The sequence below is a fragment of the Micromonospora sp. NPDC050397 genome, assembly GCF_044901685.1.
In the GTDB taxonomy this organism is placed as follows: Bacteria; Actinomycetota; Actinomycetes; order Mycobacteriales; family Micromonosporaceae; genus Micromonospora_G.
This window is the reverse complement of the sequence record NZ_JBJDPS010000005.1, coordinates 169138-186959: the sequence shown is the minus strand read 5'-3', so window position 1 is coordinate 186959 and position 17822 is coordinate 169138. Positions and strand designations below refer to the sequence as shown.

General features: G+C 69.4%; 15 protein-coding genes. 9 read left to right on the top strand and 6 right to left on the bottom strand.

The annotated features are described in order from the left end of the window. Positions 1-85: 85 nt before the first annotated feature. The 5 genes from ACI2K4_RS19710 to dnaA form a co-directional block, all read right to left on the bottom strand. Positions 86-700 (bottom strand): DUF721 domain-containing protein, encoded by a 615-nt coding sequence (locus ACI2K4_RS19710; RefSeq protein WP_404513404.1) that lies wholly within the window; start codon positions 698-700, stop codon positions 86-88. Between the two features lie 76 nt (positions 701-776). After that, positions 777-1910 (bottom strand): DNA replication/repair protein RecF, encoded by a 1134-nt coding sequence (gene recF / locus ACI2K4_RS19705; protein WP_404513146.1) that lies wholly within the window; start codon positions 1908-1910, stop codon positions 777-779. 6 nt (positions 1911-1916) lie between these two features. Next, positions 1917-2789 (bottom strand): phosphogluconate dehydrogenase (NAD(+)-dependent, decarboxylating), encoded by an 873-nt coding sequence (gene gnd, locus ACI2K4_RS19700; protein ID WP_404513145.1) that lies wholly within the window; start codon positions 2787-2789, stop codon positions 1917-1919. 35 nt (positions 2790-2824) lie between these two features. Further along, on the bottom strand, positions 2825-3958 hold the full coding sequence (gene dnaN, locus ACI2K4_RS19695; RefSeq protein WP_404513144.1) for a DNA polymerase III subunit beta: 1134 nt from the start codon (positions 3956-3958) through the stop codon (positions 2825-2827). 945 nt (positions 3959-4903) lie between these two features. Continuing rightward, complete coding sequence (gene dnaA, locus ACI2K4_RS19690) at positions 4904-6817, bottom strand: chromosomal replication initiator protein DnaA (RefSeq protein WP_404513143.1); 1914 nt, start codon at positions 6815-6817, stop codon at positions 4904-4906. 677 nt (positions 6818-7494) lie between these two features. Between dnaA and rpmH the strand changes: the two genes are divergently transcribed. The 9 genes from rpmH (at position 7495) to ACI2K4_RS19645 (ending at position 16782) form a co-directional block, all read left to right on the top strand. After that, on the top strand, positions 7495-7632 hold the full coding sequence (rpmH, locus tag ACI2K4_RS19685) for a 50S ribosomal protein L34 (protein WP_404513142.1): 138 nt from the start codon (positions 7495-7497) through the stop codon (positions 7630-7632). Positions 7633-7665: 33 nt separating this feature from the next. Beyond that, the gene (rnpA, locus tag ACI2K4_RS19680) at positions 7666-8085 is read left to right on the top strand and encodes a ribonuclease P protein component (RefSeq protein ID WP_404513141.1); all 420 of its coding nucleotides are present in this window, start codon (positions 7666-7668) and stop codon (positions 8083-8085) included. Further along, the gene (yidD, locus tag ACI2K4_RS19675) at positions 8082-8375 is read left to right on the top strand and encodes a membrane protein insertion efficiency factor YidD (protein WP_404513140.1); all 294 of its coding nucleotides are present in this window, start codon (positions 8082-8084) and stop codon (positions 8373-8375) included. The genes rnpA and yidD overlap by 4 nt, the downstream gene beginning before the upstream one ends. Further along, positions 8372-9412, top strand: a complete 1041-nt coding sequence (gene yidC / locus ACI2K4_RS19670; protein ID WP_404513139.1) for a membrane protein insertase YidC — start codon at positions 8372-8374, stop codon at positions 9410-9412. The genes yidD and yidC overlap by 4 nt, the downstream gene beginning before the upstream one ends. Before the next feature lie 316 nt (positions 9413-9728). Then, on the top strand, positions 9729-10262 hold the full coding sequence (locus tag ACI2K4_RS19665; protein ID WP_404513403.1) for a protein jag: 534 nt from the start codon (positions 9729-9731) through the stop codon (positions 10260-10262). A 7-nt stretch (positions 10263-10269) separates the two neighbouring features. Further along, on the top strand, positions 10270-11211 hold the full coding sequence (rsmG, locus tag ACI2K4_RS19660) for a 16S rRNA (guanine(527)-N(7))-methyltransferase RsmG (RefSeq protein WP_404513138.1): 942 nt from the start codon (positions 10270-10272) through the stop codon (positions 11209-11211). A gap of 709 nt (positions 11212-11920) precedes the next feature. Then, the gene (locus ACI2K4_RS19655; protein WP_404513137.1) at positions 11921-13318 is read left to right on the top strand and encodes an AAA family ATPase; all 1398 of its coding nucleotides are present in this window, start codon (positions 11921-11923) and stop codon (positions 13316-13318) included. A 27-nt stretch (positions 13319-13345) separates the two neighbouring features. Further along, the gene (locus ACI2K4_RS19650; protein WP_404513136.1) at positions 13346-14386 is read left to right on the top strand and encodes a ParB/RepB/Spo0J family partition protein; all 1041 of its coding nucleotides are present in this window, start codon (positions 13346-13348) and stop codon (positions 14384-14386) included. Between the two features lie 1517 nt (positions 14387-15903). Beyond that, entirely contained in the window at positions 15904-16782 is an 879-nt protein-coding gene (locus ACI2K4_RS19645; RefSeq protein WP_404513135.1) for a hypothetical protein, read from the top strand. A gap of 78 nt (positions 16783-16860) precedes the next feature. On the opposite strand, the gene ACI2K4_RS19640 is transcribed toward ACI2K4_RS19645, so the two are convergent. Then, a complete protein-coding gene (locus tag ACI2K4_RS19640) occupies positions 16861-17811 on the bottom strand; it encodes a D-alanine--D-alanine ligase (RefSeq protein ID WP_404513402.1) in 951 nt (316 codons plus the stop codon). Between the last annotated feature and the right edge of the window lie 11 nt (positions 17812-17822).

The window sequence follows — 17822 nt, the reverse complement described above, 5'->3', positions numbered from 1 at the left end:
AGCGTGGCAGCCGCGACGGTCGCGGCCCCGGTGGAGGCGGTGGTCGTCCGTCGGGCAGCCCTGCGGCTACGTGGCGCGGCAGCGGTCAGCCGTATGTGTCCCGAGGGCCACGCCCCCGCACCCGTCGCGGTCCGCGCGACCACGACGGTGCGGTCGGCCCATGGATATGCAGTTTCCGAACCACGTTATGGCCGACCTCGCCGGCGATCCGCCGCAACAGCGAGCCGGCCAGCAGTCGTAGCTGCGTCGCCCACGCGGTCGACTCCGCCTCGACCGTGAGCTCGCCCTCTTCCAGCTTGACCGGGCGGCTGTGCTTGGCGATGTCCGGCCCGACCACCCGCTCCCAGGCACCGAAGACGGTCGCCTCCGCCGTCGGTTGCTGCCAACCCCGGGCCTTGACCAGGCGAGCCAGTACGGTGCCGAGCAGTTGCGGGTCCCGAGGGTCGGGACCGGGGCCGGAGTAGCCCCGCAGCCGGCGGCGGCCCTGCCCGTCGTCGCCCTCGGCACCCGTGCCGTCCGCGCCGGGCCGGTTGCGCCGCTGCGGGCGGTTGGCCTCCCGACGGGCGCGGGCCGCGTCGAGTACGGCACGGGCCAGTTCCGGGCCGCTCGCCTGAGCCGACGCTTCCGGCGTCGTCTGGGACCGCCCCGGGCCCGGCTGGGATGCCTGGCTGGACGAGGGCGCCTGCTCCGGCGGCACCACCGACTTCGCCGACCCCGAAGCGCCCCGCTTCGACCCGTTGGCTGGTTTGGTCCCCTCGGTCGGCCGGGGCCTGGGCTCATTCGCCACGGCGTACCGCTCCTTCCGACACCGCGTACCGGGCGCCGCGCAACAGTCGTGGCACGTCGTCGTCGACCGCGCAGGTGACCAGCAGTTGACTCGCGCCGCCGACCATCTCGGCCAGCCGCTCCCGTCGACCGGCGTCCAACTCGGCGAAGACGTCGTCGAGCGCGAGAACCGGCTCGATGCCGTCCGCCCGCAGCAGGTCGTACGCGGCCAGCCGCAGGGCGAGCGCGTACGACCAGGACTCACCGTGGCTGGCGTACCCCTTGGCGGGCATCGGACCGAGGGTGAGCGCCAACTCGTCCCGGTGTGGCCCGACCAGCGTGACGCCCCGTTCCACCTCGTTCGGACGAGCCTGTGCCAGTGCGGCGGCCAGCGCCGCCTCCAGCGCCGGTCGGTCCGGCGCCGGATCGCGCAACTCGACCGAGGGCCGGTACGCGATCCCGGCCGCGCCGCGACCGGCGGCAACCGCGTCGTACGCCTTGCTCACGTGCGGGGCCAGGGTGGCGACCAGTTCGAGCCGCCCGGCGAGCAGTTCCGCCCCGTGCCTGGCCAGTTGTGCGTCCCAGACGTCCAGGGTGGAAAGGTCGCCGCCCCGCGAGCCGCCGGTCTTACGAGCCAGGTACGACGTACGCAACAGGGCGTTGCGCTGTTTGACCACCCGCTCGTAGTCCGCCCGAACCCCGGCGAACCTCGGCTGCCTCGTGACCATCAGGTCGTCCAGGTACCGCCGCCGCTCGGCCGGATCCCCCCGGATCAGCTCCAGGTCCTCGGGAGCGAAGAGCACCAGCCGCAGCGCGCCGAGCACGTCCCGGGCCCGGCGCACCGGTGACCGTCCCAGCCGGGCCCGGTTGGCCCGGCCCGGGACGATCTCCAGCTCGACCAGCAGTTCCCGCCCGTCGTGCACGATCGCGCACCGGAGTACGGCCGAGCCCGCGCCGATCCGGACCAGCGGAGCGTCGGTGGCGACCCGGTGACTGGCCAGGGTCGCCACGTAGCCGAGTGCTTCGACCAGGTTGGTCTTGCCCACCCCGTTGGCGCCGACGAAGACGTTTCCGCCCGGCTCCAGATCCAGTTCGACCCGCTCGTACGAGCGGAAGTTGACCAGCTCGAGCCGGCGGACGTACACCGTTCGCTAGTTCTTGTGGACGGCGTGGCCACCGAACTGGTTGCGCAGCGCGGCCACCGCCTTGATCGCCGGCGAGTCGTCCTGCCGGGACACGAACCGGGCGAAGAGGGAGGCGGCGATGACGTTCATCGGCACCGCGAGCCGGATCGCCTCCTCGACGGTCCAGCGCCCCTCGCCGGTGTCCTCGGCGTAGCCGCGCAGGTTGGCCAACTCCGGGTCCTCGTCCAGCGCGCGGTCGAGCAGGTCGAGCAGCCACGAGCGGACGACGGTGCCCTCACGCCACGACTTGATCACGCCGGGCACGTTGGTCACCAGTTCGGAGGCGGCCATCAGCTCGTAGCCCTCGGCGTACGCGTGCATGAGGCCGTACTCGATGCCGTTGTGCACCATCTTGGCGTAGTGCCCGGCGCCGACCGGGCCGGCGTGCACGAAGCCGAACTCGCCGGCCGGCTTCAGCGCCTCGAAGATCGGCATCAGCCGCTCGACGTGCTCGCTCGCACCGCCGACCATCAGTCCGTAGCCGTTCTGCCGACCCCACACGCCGCCGGAGACGCCGACGTCGACGTAGCCGATGCCGAACCGGTCCAGCTTCTCGGCCCGCGGCGCGTCGTCGCTGAACCGGGAGTTGCCCCCGTCGATCACGATGTCGCCCGCGGAGAGCACCCCGGAGAGCTCGTCGATGGTCGCCTCGGTGACGGCGACCGGCACCATCACCCAGACCACCCGTGGTGCGGCCAACTTCTCGGCCAGCTCGGTCAGAGTGGCCACGTCGGTGACCCCGGGGTCACGGTCGAAACCGACCACCTCGTGTCCGGCGGCGCGCAGGCGTTCTGCCATGTTGCCGCCCATCCGACCGAGCCCTACCAGGCCGATTTGCATTTCCGTTTCCCCTTTGTGTTACTTGCCGGCTTGGGTCAGCGGGTGACCCGGATCGGCATGATCAGATAGCGGTAACCGGGGATGATCTCCCCGTCCTCCCCCGAGGGGGAGATCACCGCAGGCTTGAACGCGTCGACGAAGGAGAACAGCGCCGTCGCGGCGCCCAGGTTCTGCAACCCGTCGATCAGGTAGCCGGGGTTGAAGCCGATGGTCAGCGCCTCGCCGGTGAAGGTCGCCTCCATCGCCTCGCTCGCCCGGGCGTCCTCGGTGCCGCCGGCCTCCACCACGAGCCCGTCCGAGCTGAAGCTCAGCAGCACCGGTGTGGTCCGCTCGGCGACCAGCGAGACGCGCTTGACGACCTCGATCAGGGTGCTCACCGTGACCCGGGCCTCGGCGTTGTGGCTGCTCGGGAAGAGCGACCGGACCGGCGGGTAGTTCGCACCGTCGAGCAGGCGACTGGTGGTACGCCGGGTGCCACCGGCAAAACCGATCATGCCCTCGCCGGCCGCGCCCTGGGCCAGCGCCATGGTCACCTGCCCGCCGATCGGGCCGAGCGTCTTGGCGGTGTCGTTCAGGGTCTTCGCCGGCACCAGCGCGTTCAGGCTGATCTCCGGGTCGTCCGGCTGCCACTGCATCTCGCGCAGGGCGAGCCGGTAACGGTCGGTCGCCAGCATCGACAGGGTGCTGCCGTTCAGCTCGATCCGGACCCCGGTCATCATCGGCAGGGTCTCGTCCCGACCGGCCGCGACGGCCACCTGGCCGACCGCCGAGGCGAACGCGGCGGCGTCGATGGTGCCGGCGCTGGCCGGCATCTCGGGCAGCGTCGGGTAGTCCTCGACCGGCATGGTCGGCAGGGTGAAGCGGGCGCTGCCGCAGACCAGCTCCAGGTGCGAGCCGACGGCGGCGATGTCCACCGGCTTGGCCGGCAGCGCCTTGGTGATCTCGGCGAGCAACCGCCCGGAGACGAGGGCGGCGCCGTCCGCGTCCGCCTGTACATCCACCGTCACCTGGCTGGACACCTCGTAGTCGAACCCGGAGACGTGCAGGCTGCCATCGGCGACCCGCAGCAGCACCCCGGCAAGGACCGGCACCGAGGGCCGGTTCGGCAGACTCTTGGCCGTCCAGGCCACGGCGTCGGCGAGCGCGTCGCGCTCCACTCGGAACTTCATGCCATTGCCTCCGCGTCGACGTCAGCGACCACTGTCTCATGCCGGGTGGCGCCTGCCCGCCCGGCCAACCGTGCGGATCCCCATCGCACCTTAGGCCGCGATGTCATCGGCTATGCACCCGACCCCGGTAGTTCGGTCTCGATGCGGATCTTCGGTGAGTCGATCAGGTGAATCCACAGAATGCCCAACGGTGATGATTGGTTTTTGTTGTCTTAGAGATAAAACTCATCGTCTTCATCGGTGTTGTGCAAACTGTGGATGAGCGACGTTTGGCCAGGCCAGAGCATTATCCACCGGTGGGTTCGCTGTGGAAACCCTGGGGTAAAACCCGGCCTTTGATCCACAGGCGGTCGGCCGTACACAGTTGTCCACGGTTATCCACCGGTTGTCCACCGGTTCTCCACCGGGTTTCTCCCCAGGGCTGGGGACAGTCGAATCCGTATCGATCACCACCGTCCCCAGAACCTTCAACAGGCGATCCACAGCGAGCGGCCGTCGGTGGATAACTCGGTTACGGAGAGTGTCTGTCCACAGCGGTTTCCCCAGAAGTTGTCCACAGGTTGTGGATCGTCGGGGAGATCGCCACTACCGGTTGTCCACCGACGGTGGATAACTAGGTGTGGAAAACCTGTGGCTATCCACCGCCCACCGCTCGTCGTACCGGGCCGGTCGTCGCTCGTACCCGGTTCCGGCGACGCCGAAACCGTTTCGGAAAACCTGTGGATCGGTACGTGGATCGGTACGGCGGGTACGTCGCTACCGGGTACCGGCAACCGGGCGCATGATCCGGGGTCGAGGACCGGGCCGACCAAGCCGATCCGGCGACGTACCGGGCCTTGCCGGCGCGGCGCGGTGGACGGGCGGGCGGGATCGGCGTCCCGGTGAGGTGAGTCGGCCGGTACGCACGCGGCACGCGGTTCGTGCGCTGGCGACCCCGGCTGGGGCTCAGGTGTTCTGCTTGATCCGGTTGGTCAGCTCGGCGATCTGGTTGTAGAGCGACCGGCGCTCGGCCATCTGCTGGCGGATCTTGCGGTCGGCGTGCATGACGGTGGTGTGGTCCCGTCCGCCGAACGCCTGACCTATCCGTGGCAGCGACAGCTCGGTCAGCTCGCGGCAGAGGTACATGGCGACCTGGCGGGCGTTCACCAGCACCCGGGACCGGGACTGACCCCGCAGGTCCTCCAGGCTCACCCCGAAGTAGTCGGCGGTGGAAACCATGATCTGGTCAGCGTTGATCTCGGGACCCGAGCCGTCCGGGATGAAGTCCCGCAGGACCTCCTCGGCGAGCGACAACTCGACGGTGGCCCGGGTCAGGCTGGCGAAGGCGGTCACCCGGATCAGGGCACCCTCCAACTCCCGGATCGAGTTGGACACCCGCGACGCGATGAACTCCAGTACGTCCGGAGGGGCGTACATCCGCTCCTGGGCCGCCTTCTTCTGGAGGATCGCGATCCGCGTCTCCAGGTCCGGTGGCTGGATGTCGGCCAGCAGCCCCCACTCGAACCGGGTCCGCATCCGGTCCTCGAGGGTGGCCAGGTCGCGGGGCGAGCGGTCGGAGCTGATCACGATCTGCTTGTTCGCGTTGTGCAGGGTGTTGAAGGTGTGGAAGAACTCCTCCTGGGTCCGCTCGCGGTTCTCCAGGAACTGGATGTCGTCGATCAGCAGGATGTCGACATCGCGGTAGCGACGCTGGAACGCACTGGTCTTGTCGTCGCGCAGGGAGTTGATGAAGTCGTTGGTGAACTCCTCGGTGGAGACGTACCGCACCGAGCGAGCGTTGCCGAGCGTGGTGGCGTAGTGACCGATCGCGTGCAGCAGGTGGGTCTTGCCCAGCCCGGAGCTGCCGTAGATGAAAAGCGGGTTGTACGCCTTGGCCGGCGACTCGGCGACCGCCACCGAGGCGGCGTGCGCGAACCGGTTGGACGAGCCGATGACGAAGGTCTCGAACATGTACTTCGGGTTCAGCCGGTTGCCGCCGCTGTTGCCGTTCTCCAAGCCCAGCCGCCGGTCGTCCCGTACGCCGGGCCGGTGGTCGATCGGCGCACTGCCCCGGCCGGGTCCGCTGTCCGTCCCGTTGTCCCGGGGCAGACCCCGCGGGACGACGTCGGGACCGACGTCGTCGCGGTAGCGCTGCTCGAGCTGCCGGGGGTCGAGGCCGTGCGGATTGCCACCGAGCCGGTCGGTGCGGTCGTCCAGGTTGCGCCGCTCCTGGTGCGGTGCGGCCGGGCGGCCCGGGTCGGGATAGCTCCCCTCCGGGTAGGCGGCCTCGGCGTACGACTGCTCGGGGTAGCCCTGGTGGTCGGGATACCCGGCGCCGAACAGGGTGTCCTGTCCGCCGTCGCGACTGTTCGGGATCAGGCCCATCCGGTTCGGTTCGACCGGCGTGGACGGGAACTGGGCCGAACCGGTGGGCACCCGCTCGGCGGGTCCGTTCGTCGGGCCGGCGTCGCGTGGTCCGTCCGTCGGGGGTCCGGGCGGGAATCCACCCGGCGCGGGGGTCGGGCCGTAGCCGCTCGGCACCGGGCCGGGCGCGTACCCGCTCGGGCCGGGATTGGGGGTGCTGCCGTAAAGGGTGCCGGTGGGGCGACCCTGGCTGTCCTCGGGCGGCCGGACCGTCACCGCGACCTGGATCGGCCGGCCGAGGTGGCGGGAGAGCGCGTCGGTGATGGCCGGGCGGAGGCGGGACTCGATGACGTCGCGGGTGAAGGCGTCCGGCACGGAGAGCAGCGCGGTGTCCTCGACGATGGCGCGCAGGCGGGTGAGGCGGAGATAGGCGCGCTGCTGTGCTGAAATGATCTCGTCGGCGAGATCATCGGTTGCGGCCAGCCATACCGCGGCAAGGTCGATCGTGTCGGCCACCGTCGCGCCACCCCCATCGCCTCTGCGTTCCCGGCCGCCGCTGCTGTCTCGCCAGTCGACCGTTCCGGGCCTGCCACCGCTCTCGAACAGGCACGACCTGACATGCCTCGGCGCCTGATAGAACCGTCGTCCACAAGTTATCCACAACCTGTGTATCGACTGATTGTGGCTCCCCGCCGGACCCCTGTCCGACCTGCCCCCGGTCGAACCAGTGCTGACGCGGGTTCACCTGTCGAACGATCGACCAGCTTGTCCAGTTTTGCCCAGCAGCGACAACAGAGCCCCCTGACGCTGACCGGCAAACGGGCACGCTAACAGCGTTCTCCACAACGCTTCAACCGTCGAACCGGTGCGGGCCGAGCGGAGATCGGCGAAAACCGCCCCTTCGATCACCGTCGTCCCGCGCTGCCCGTTTCCTGGGGGGCGTTTCGGTGATGTTTGACGGTCATCGGGGCCGTGCGTAGGCTTGAACGGCTGCTCTCTCGCCCTCTGCTAGGGTGATGGGTGCTTGCTGTCCGCGGTCTCCATACCGCGTCACGCCGGTCCGTGCACCACGTGCAGTGATCAACCACGGGCAGCAATCGACCACGGGTCACCCGGTGTGGCGGCCTGTGGCGGACCACCACCCGACCCCGACGTCGACCGACCGGGGTTCGTACGAAGACGGAGAGCCTGACGTGAGCAAGCGCACCTACCAGCCGAACAACCGCCGGCGCGCGAAGACCCACGGCTTCCGGCTGCGCATGCGTACCCGCGCCGGCCGCGCCATCCTTTCGTCCCGGCGCGCCAAGGGCCGCGACCGCCTGTCGGCCTGACGGTCGACCGGGCCGGTCCGGAATGTAGACGTCGTGCTGGCGGCCGCGCAGCGACTGCGGCGTAGCGGTGATTTCACCGTGGCGGTCCGCGCCGGACGACGTGCCGGCCGGGGCGCGGTTGTGGTGCACCTCGACCTACCTCCCACGTCATCGCCCGAATCAGCAACGCCAGAGCCGGTGCGTCCGGCTGGCGCGGAGCCAGACTCCGCCCCGGCCCGCGCCGGCTTTGTCGTGTCCAAGGCGGTCGGCCCGGCGGTGGTCCGGAACAGCGTCCGCCGTCGGTTGCGGCACCTGGTCCGGGACCGGCTCGCCGATCTCCCGGCCGGCGCAACCCTCGTGGTACGCGCGCTGCCCGGTGCCGGCGACCTGTCGTACGACCGGCTGGCGGCCGACCTGGACGGTGCGATCAGTGCGGCCCGACGTCCCCGCCGCCCCGGGCGGCGGTCGGAATGAGTGGGGTCACCGGGCGGTCCCGACCCACCACACTCGGTGCCCGCGTGCTGGCAGGAGCCATCGTCGCGTACCGTCGTTGGATAAGCCCGGCGCTGCCGGCCCGCTGTCGGTTCTACCCGTCGTGCAGCGCATACGCCCTTGAAGCGGTGACGCGGCACGGTGCCCTCCGGGGAACCGGTCTCGCGGTCTGGCGGCTGTCGCGCTGCCACCCCTTCCACCCTGGTGGATATGACCCGGTGCCGGAGCCGGGCGGCCGCCGACATGCCGACGTGACTGGAGCCCCGAATTGAGTCTCGACTGGATCTACTGGGCGATCTCGTGGATCCTGCTGATCTGGCACTCCGCGTGGGACGCGATCGGGGTGCCGGCGACAGCGGCCCTCGGTACGAACTGGGCCTGGATCCTCTCGATCATTTTCCTGGTGATCACCGTCCGGGTGATCCTCTTCCCGGTCTTCGTGAAGCAGATCAAGTCGCAGCGGGCCATGCAAGCCCTCGCGCCGCAGATCAAGGCGCTGCAGGAGAAGCACAAGGGTGACCGGGAGACGCTCCAGAAGGAAACGATGGAGCTGTACCGGAAGGAGAAGGCCAACCCGCTGATGGGTTGCCTTCCGATGTTCCTGCAGATCCCGGTCTTCCTCGGACTCTTCCACGTGCTCCGCCGGCTGAACCCGGACAACCCGCAGCCGACGATCTACGGCTGGACCCTGGACCAGTTCAACAGCGCGTCCAACGCGAAGCTCTTCACCGCGCCGATCTCGGGTCGGTTCGGGTCCAGCGCGGCGGAACTGAGCAACCTCGGTGCGAACCCGACCACGGTCAAGGTCATCGCGGGCATCCTGGTCCTCATCATGATGGCGACCACCTACCTGACCAGCCGCCAGATGATTCTCAAGACCGGCTGGGCCCAGGACCCGCAGCAGCGCATGATCCAGCGGTTGATGCTCTACGGCATCCCGGCCTCGCTGCTGATCTCCGGCGCGATCTTCCCGATCGGCGTGATCATCTACTGGGTCACCAACAACCTCTTCACCCTCGGCCAGCAGCAGTGGGTGCTGCGCAAGTACCCGCCGCCGCCCACCGCCAACCTGACCACCGGCTCGTCCTCCCGTACCGGAACGGCCGCTCGTACCGGCAACAACAACCGTCCGGGCACCGGCAGCAAGGCCGCCCCGCAGGCGAAGCCGAGCGGGCTCTTCGGCCGGACCAAGGCCAACGGCGCCCAGCCGCAGGCAAAGCCAGCGGTCGACACCAAGGCGCTCGCACCCAAGCCGGGTGCGAAGCCGGTGAATCCGAAGAAGGGCCGTCCGGCCAAGCGTCAGGGTTGAGCTATCGGGCTGCCGGCGGCTGTTCCCGTCGGCAGCCCGCAGGAGTCCCGGGTCCAGGCCGCCGCCAGCGCGCCCGGCGCCGGATCCGGATTCCGCCGCGAATCGTCGCGGTTGCGGGCAAGACTGCCCGAGAAGACGTGCCCGTGGCACTCGGCGACCTCCCGCCGGGCCCGGGAACCAGCGGACCGTACAGGTCCGGCCGAGCGAGTACGGAGATGAGACCGTGACCGACACCAGCATTCCGCGCGCCGAGCAGACCCTCGCTGAGGAGACCGAACCGGCCACGGTTGACACACAGCTCGAAGTCGACGACAACATCGACGACGCCACCGATGACAACGGTGCCGAGGCGCGGACGGAGAGCGGCAAGTCCGCGACGGGTGCCAGCGACGCCGACCTGTTCCGACAGAGCGAGATCGCCGCGGACTACGTCGAAGGACTGCTGGACATCCTCGATTACGACGGCGACATCGACGAGCTGGTGTCGGCCGGTCGTCCGATGGTCGAGGTCGTGGGTGGTCGGCTGCAACCGCTGGTGGGCCAGCGCGGCGCCACGCTCGAAGCGCTGCAGGAGCTGACTCGGCTTGCCGTCTTCCGGCAGACCGGCACGCCGAGCCGGCTGCTGCTCGACGTCGGCGGTTACCGGGCGAACCGGCGCAAGGAGCTCGCCGCAGTGGCGAAGAACGCGGTGGAGAAGGTCAAGGAGCACGGCGAGTCGGTACGGCTCGAGCCGATGTCCGCGTTCGAGCGCAAGTGCGTACACGACGTGGTCAACGCCATCAGTGGTGTCGAAAGCGAGTCGGAGGGCGTCGAGCCCAACCGGCGCATCGTCGTCCGACCGGTTGCCTGACCGGCCGATGACGTACGACCCTGCGGCTCGTGCCGCTGCCGGCCCGGGTGGTGTCACGCCACCCGGGCCGCCCGCTTTTCCTGACCGCCCCGACTCGGACGACGCCTCCTCCAACGATGTCTCCTCCAGCGCTGGTGGCGAACTGCCTACCTCGGCCGGACCGGCAGGTACGGGCGGAACCGTCGACCGTGCGCTTGTCCCGCTTCCGGCCGAGCTCACCGACGCCGCGCAGACGCTCTTCGGCGAACGGCTCGACCTGGCCGTCGCGTACGCGGAACTGCTTGCCACCGACGGCGTGGTCCGAGGGTTGATCGGACCACGCGAGGCACCTCGGATCTGGGAGCGGCACCTGCTCAACTGCGCGGCCGTCACCGAGCTGATTCCGGTCGGGCGGTCGGTGGTCGACGTCGGCTCGGGAGCCGGTCTGCCCGGCATCGTGCTCGCCATCGCCCGTCCGGACCTGTCGGTGACGCTCGTGGAGCCGCTGGCTCGTCGGACCGCCTTCCTCACCGAGGCGGTGAGCGCGCTCGGGCTGGAGAGTTCGGTCACGGTGCTGCGTGCCAGGGCGGAGGAAGTGGCGGGCGGCGGGATCGGCGGCGACCTGGCGCTGGCGGACGTGGTGACCGCGCGGGCGGTGGCACCGCTCGATCGGCTTGCCGGCTGGTGCCTGCCGCTCGCCGCGCCCGGCGGACGAGTGCTCGCGATGAAGGGATCGTCCGCCGGCGAGGAGATCGTGGACCACGCCGTGGCGGTCGCCCGGCTCGGCGGCGGGCATCCGGTTCTCCACCAGTGTGGCGTCGGACTGCTCGACCCGGCGACGACGGTGGTGGAGATCGTACGGGAGCGGGCGGTCGGACCGTCCGGTTCGCGTACGGCACGGTCGACCCGTCGGGCCGCCACTCGTACCGAGCCGGATCGTCGTGGCGCAGGTCGCGCCCGACGTCGCTGACTCCGCCGCCGCTCCGGTCGACGAGTCGTAAACGGCAAACGCGGGCTCGCTCGCCAGTCTCGCCGTTGGCACTTGGCATGAGACCAGCCGCAGGCTCGGACCACTCGAACCCGTGGCCACTCGAAGCACTCGGGTCCGTCGCCGTATTCGAACCGGTCTCTGGTCGCCGCGATCGAGCCATTCGAACCATCATCGGCTCGATCCGGGCGGCGGTCGGTGCGCTTCGTCTCTCGGACCCATCCATTCCGAGTCGAAGCAGTCGTTGTCTCCCTGCCCCCGGCCGCCCTGCCCCGGCGTGATGCCCCGGCATGATGCCTTGGCGGTGACGGCCTCGGCGGCGACGGCCCCGGCATGATGCCTTGGCGGCGACGGCCCCGGCATGATGCCTTGGCGGCGACGGCCCCGGCATGATGCCTTGGCGGCGACGGCCCCGGCGGCGACCAGCTCGATGTGACGGGGCTTCGTTCGTGGCGGCCCGCCTCGTTCGGCAAGGTGTAATTGTCGGCCGCCCGGTCGACGTTGTCCGCAGCCATGGTCTCGTCGGCCTATCGGTCGTAGGCTGGCCGCGCGTCGATAGTGTGGACCGGGCGGCGGCCGGCGGCCCTGTGGGCCCCTGCCGTTTCTCGCCGGGCCGTAGGCTACAACCGGAAGCGCGCATGTTGTGGGCGCTGGCGGTGCCGACCCGTCCGAAGCTGGCAGGGATGACACGGTGCATGACAACGGTAGGCATGACGATCAAGGGATAACCGACCCCAGGGGCCATCATTCCGATGGCGCCCATGTTTCACGTGAAACCGATTACGAGGGCTGGGCTGCTGGCAGCCGAATTCGGACGCCTTCGGCGCCGAGCCCGGAAGCTCCTCCCGTTGGGGAGTACGGCCTTCCGCAACGGCGAAGTGATCGGTCGAACCGAGAAGCGAGACAGGTGGCGCCCGTGAATCCAGCGTCGTCGCCCGAGCGACCCGTGGAGCTGGCATCCTCCGACCGCCTACACGTTCCACAACAGGCGCCCGCCGAGCCGTCGCCGTCCGCGGCGATACCGGCTTTGTCGACCTACCCACCGGCGGAGACACTTGGGTCGGCTACAGCCATCGGTGTTGACGCACCGTTCGGCGAGCCGGCCCCAGCGGAAGTCGCCGCGACAGACACGCCCCCGCCCTCGGCGGGACCCTTCCCGGACGATCCGGGTGGGGACGCGTACGTTTCACGTGAAACCACGTCTCGGGAAGAGGATGATCCCCCCTTGGCTATGGAGGCAATGCGCGCCGTGCAAATCCTGAACCCGAGCGGCGAGGTGAACATGCCCCGCCCCACCCGGACGCGGATCATGTGTGTCGCGAACCAGAAGGGCGGCGTGGGAAAGACCACCACCACGGTCAACCTTGCGGTCGCACTCGCGCTGCACGGCAATCGTGTACTGGTTGTCGACCTCGACCCGCAGGGCAATGCCTCGACCGGGCTCAACGTCCCGCATCACGCTGGCGTCCCTGACGTATATGACTGCCTGATCGAGAACGTCCCCCTCGCGGAGGTGGCCCAGGCGGTCGAGGGCATCCCGAACCTCTGGTGTGTGCCGGCGACCATCGACCTGGCCGGTGCCGAGATCGAGCTCGTCTCCGTCGTGGCCCGGGAGTCTCGGCTGGGCCGGGCGATCGCGGCGTACCCGGGTCAGTTCGACTACGTCTTCATCGACTGCCCGCCTTCGCTCGGACTGCTGACGGTCAACGCGCTCGTCGCAGCCCAGGAAGTTCTGATTCCCATCCAGTGCGAGTACTACGCGCTGGAGGGACTGAACCAGCTCATCAACAACATCAACCTGGTGAAGCAGCACCTGAACCCCACCCTCGACGTCTCGACCATCCTGCTGACGATGTACGACCGCCGTACGCGGCTCGCTGACGCGGTCGAGCAGGATGTTCGGAACCACTTCGGCGACAAGGTGCTCCAGGCCGTCATCCCTCGTAACGTCCGGGTATCCGAGGCTCCGAGCTACGGTCAGTCGGTGATGACCTACGATCCCGGTTCGCGGGGCGCTACGAGCTACTTCGAGGCGGCTCAGGAGATCGCGGAGCGCGGGGTCAAGGACCCCGTCGGCCGGAATGCATAGGACGCTTGATTCGGTGGGAGGCGTGGGATGAAGAACCGTCCGCGGGGCGGGCTCGGTCGGGGTCTGGGGGCACTGATCCCTACTGCCCCGATGCCAGCGTCCGGAGTGGCGATCGCAGAGGACGACGTCACGGACCGGATCGAAAGCACCTCCCCGATCCCCGCCGAGGGTGAGGTCACTCCGGCGGTTCCGGAAGCGTACGAACCCGAACCGGCGATCGAACCCGTGCCCGAGTTGGCCCCCGTGCCGGGAGCGCACTTCGCGGAGATCCCGGTTGGCTCGATCGTGCCGAACCCGAAGCAGCCTCGGCAGATCTTCGACGAGGAGGCCCTGGAGGAGCTCAAGACCTCGATCCAGGAGGTGGGCTTCCTTCAGCCGATCGTCGTACGCCGCCTCGACGACGAGCAGTACGAACTCGTTATGGGTGAGCGCCGTTGGCGTGCGGCGCAGGCGGTCGGCCGCGAGGCGATCCCGGCGATCGTCCGGGAGACCCGGGACGACGCGATGCTCCGCGACGCGTTGTTGGAGAACATCCACCGGGCCAACCTGAACCCGCTGGAAGAGGCGGCCGCGTACCAACAGTTGCTGGAGGAGTTCGGGGCGACCCACGACGAGCTGGCTCGCCGGATCGGCCGGAGCCGTCCGCAGATCTCCAACACGATCAGGCTGTTGAACCTGCCGCCACAGGTCCAGAGGCGGATCGCGGCCGGTGTGCTCTCCGCTGGTCACGCGCGTGCACTGCTCGGCCTCGACGATTTCGACGCGCAGGCGGAGCTGGCCGAGCGGATCGTGAAGGAGGGGCTGTCGGTCCGGACCACCGAGGAGTTGGTCAAGCTCGCCGCCTCCGAGGGCGGTACGACCAAGAGTGCTCCGGCGACCCGTAGGGCAAAGCCGCACGCGCCGGCTCTGACGGACCTTGCTGATCGCCTCTCCGACCGATTCGACACCCGGGTGAAGGTGGACATCGGTCGGAGCAAGGGCAAGATCACCATTGAGTTCGCGTCAGTCGACGACCTGGAGCGCATCGTCGGCATCATCGGCATGGAGGAGCAGGACTCCGCCGACTGACCCCGGACCACTTCGATGGCCGTGCTGCCCGTTCCACTGGGCGCGCGGCCATTGTTCTTTCACAGGGCACCTTTTCGGGCATGCCGGTGTTGGTGGCAGCGTCACCTACCCTCTGATCGAATTCTCCCGGGGGCGCGTGTGTACGCGTTCGTCGCCAAAGGTGCGCCTGCTGACTGCCTTGATCATTCGGGGGCGACATCTGTGTGCCGGGCTGCCGCATGGGTGAGCCTCGTGGCCAGGCCCGACTGCCCCGGCCTCGGCGAGACGCTTCCCGGATCTCGGCGAGGCCGCCGAGCAGCGACCTTACCGAAGGCGTCTCGTTGAACGGTGATGCCTCCGAACAGCTACGTCCCTCGAACGGCTACGTCCTCGAACAGCCACGTCCTCGAACGGCCACGGCGGTGCGGCCACATGGGTACGGTCGCCCACCCTGACTACTCGGCACAGCGCGGGCGTCCGGAGCCGCGATCCCGTGGCCGATCGGAATGTCGGGACGACCACGCGGATCGCGGCTGTACGCCGTACGCCCCCGCTCGGTCGCGGCTGCCGCCCCTACTCAATGCTGCGCGTGGTTCCCCCCCGCTCTCCCCGCTGCCGTCGAACCGATCATTACCAAGTGGCGAGAATGACGCGGCTGATTGCGGCGCCCCATCTGTCGTTTACCTCTGCCACAGTTTCAAGCCGTTTCGTGTTTCACGTGAAACGGCGAGCTTTCCGATTGGCCGCCAGTCACGCCTTGCTTCGCTGCTCGTTGGTCACGTCGAGCAGCCCGGGTGGCCGGGTGCGGCGGGACCTGCTTTAAGACGAGCGTGGGGCATCGCCACGATCCCCCACTGTGAAGGGAGACTCCTCGACCCGGGTCCCGGGACCCGAGACCCCGGGACCCCGGAGCCCGAGAGATCGCTGTGGCGCTCGCCGCGCTCGCACGAGGGGATGGAGTTATCCCCAGGCGCTCGGGACGCGGGCCCCCCGACCGGTGGCGGGGTGTGGATAACTTTCCCCCACGACGCCGTTCTGTGCGCCGGAAGCGGCGAGCACCATCCGGACAGGCCGACGTCGACCGCGCCGCCAGGGTGGTCGAGCAGCCTGGTTGGCAGGCGATTTTGTCGTGCACGGCCCGTTGGGAGGGCCGACGGAGCGCTCGGCTCGCCCCGCGACGGTAATCCACAGGGTTTTTCCACAGGCGGACCCCGTTTCACGTGAAACCGCGCGTGAAACGGGGTCCGTGCCTGTGGATGACCGTGCTCAACCGGGGACCGCGAGTGGGGTGGGCCGGTACGAGGACCGGCGGCCTCGGCGGCCGGACGGCTAGGTCGGTCTCCGACGCCACCGGCGGACACCGGGTCCGGTGAAGCCGTTGAACATCGCTGGCGGGAGCGAGTGACGACCGGCGAAGCGGACGGTCAGCGGGGCGTCACGGACCACTCTGGACAGGGCGAGGACGACCGTGATCAGGTGTGACTCACCGCCCGAGACGGGGAGGGACAGCCGAGTTCAACTCGGTTAGGGTCAGCGTCGTGCCCCACACCCCTCTCTCTGTTCCAGACTTTGCCAAATGGCCCTCGTTCCCCTTCGAGGGCGATCTTCGCGTCAAGCAGCTCGACGACCCGGTCGACGTCGAGCCCGCTCGCAAGGGCGAAGGTTCGGCCGAATGCCTCTCCTGCAACGCCCCGGATGACGCCTACATCTGGGTCAGTGAGCGTTGGCGGGTACGTGCCATGGACCGTCCCACCGGGCTGCCGATGGTGCTCATTCTGGAGTCCCGGTCACATCTCGACCTGGGTGACCTTCCCAACCTGCTGGCCGCCGAACTCGGCGTGATGACCGTTCGCCTGGAGCGGGCCATCCGATCCCTCGACGGCGTCGCGCGGGTCCACGTCAATCGCTGGGGCGACGGCTCGGCGCACCTGCACATGTGGTTCCTGGCCCGTCCATACGGCCAACTGCAACTGCGCGGAACGTTTCTCTCGCTCTGGGACGCCATCCTGCCCGCGATACCCGAGTCGACCTGGCGGGAGAACCTGGCGCATGTGGCGGCATGGTTGGCCGAGTTCGGCGGCCGTCCGCTGGCAGCGCCACCCCGGATTCAGTGGCAGGCACCGTCGAGTCTGACCCAGCAGGCGGCGGTCGGCCAGACGGCGGGTGATCCCGAAGTGGAGGGCGAGTTCGTGGACGACATCGGGGCGACTCTCCCTCCGGGTGGAAGCTCGACGACCGCCACCGCCTCGAAAGGGGCTGTCCCCACAGACGCCGACGGAACTATCTCGGACAACGCGGCAGGCGGTGGATCGGTGACGGACGCGTCCCTGGTGGCGTACGCCGAAGCGCCGCCGGAGGAGACAGAGTCCGGGCGTCCCACTGACCGACCCACGCCTGGGCCGTCGCCGGCCCGCTGAACGGAGACCGAGCCGGCAACGGTCGTACGGTGCCCATCCGATCCCGGCGGGATCGGCGCTAGCACCTGCGGCAGGACCTCAGCCGCTCCGGCCGACCGCCCGAACCACGAGCGAGCCGAGAAGCTTGCCGAAGTCCAGACCCGCGGCCTGGACGGCGAGCGGGAGCAGGGAGGTCTCGGTCATCCCCGGCGAGACGTTCACTTCGAGCACGTGCGAGTGGCCGTCCCGGTCGACGATCAGGTCGACTCGGGACAGGTCGCGGAGACCGAGTGCCGAGTGCGCGGCCAGGGCGGTCTCCGCGACCTCCGCCGCCACCTCGGGAGCGAGCCGGGCCGGTGCGTGCCAGGTGGTCAGTCCGGCCGTGTAGCGGGCCGCGTAGTCGTACACCCCGTTGCGGGGAACGATCTCGACCGCCGGCAGCGCACGGGGACCGTCGCCCAGGTCGACCACGGAGACGGCGACATCCATTCCTGGCACGTACCGCTCGACCAGAGCGGTTGAGTCGTACGCGAAGCAGCCGACCATCGCGGCCGGTAGCGCGGCCGCGTCCCGGACCACGGCGGCGCCCAGTCCGGAACCGCCCTGGGCGGGCTTGACCATCAGGGGCAGCCCGAGACGGTCGGCGATCCGTTCCAGCACCGCGACCGCACCGAGTTCGGAGAACCGGTCGTGCGGCAGTGCGACCCAGTCCGGCGTCGGGATACCCGCCTCGCGCAGGACAGTCTTCGCCGACGGCTTGTCCCAGGCGAGGCGGGAGGAACGGGCGTCGCAGCCGACGTACGGCACTCCGCAGAGGTCGAGCACGCCACGTAGGGAACCGTCCTCGCCGGTCGCCCCGTGCAGCGCGATCACCACCGCGTCCGGAGGGTCGAGCACCAGCGACGGCAGCAGTGCGCTGTCGGCGTCGCGCAGCTCGACCTCCACGCCGATCGTCCGGAGTGCGTCCAGCACCCGACGGCCGGAGCGCAGGGACACGTCACGTTCGTAGGAGAGTCCACCGGCGAGCACCAGGACGCGCAGATCGCTCATGGCGCGCGCGG

Coding starts and splice junctions, on each gene's coding strand:
- gnd (WP_404513145.1), bottom strand. CDS start 2,789: ATGCAAATCGGCCTGGTAGGGCTCGGTCGGATGGGCGGCAACATGGCA.
- dnaN (WP_404513144.1), bottom strand. CDS start 3,958: ATGAAGTTCCGAGTGGAGCGCGACGCGCTCGCCGACGCCGTGGCCTGG.
- yidD (WP_404513140.1), top strand. CDS start 8,082: ATGAGTGGGGTCACCGGGCGGTCCCGACCCACCACACTCGGTGCCCGC.
- rsmG (WP_404513138.1), top strand. CDS start 10,270: ATGACGTACGACCCTGCGGCTCGTGCCGCTGCCGGCCCGGGTGGTGTC.
- ACI2K4_RS19650 (WP_404513136.1), top strand. CDS start 13,346: ATGAAGAACCGTCCGCGGGGCGGGCTCGGTCGGGGTCTGGGGGCACTG.
- ACI2K4_RS19640 (WP_404513402.1), bottom strand. CDS start 17,811: ATGAGCGATCTGCGCGTCCTGGTGCTCGCCGGTGGACTCTCCTACGAA.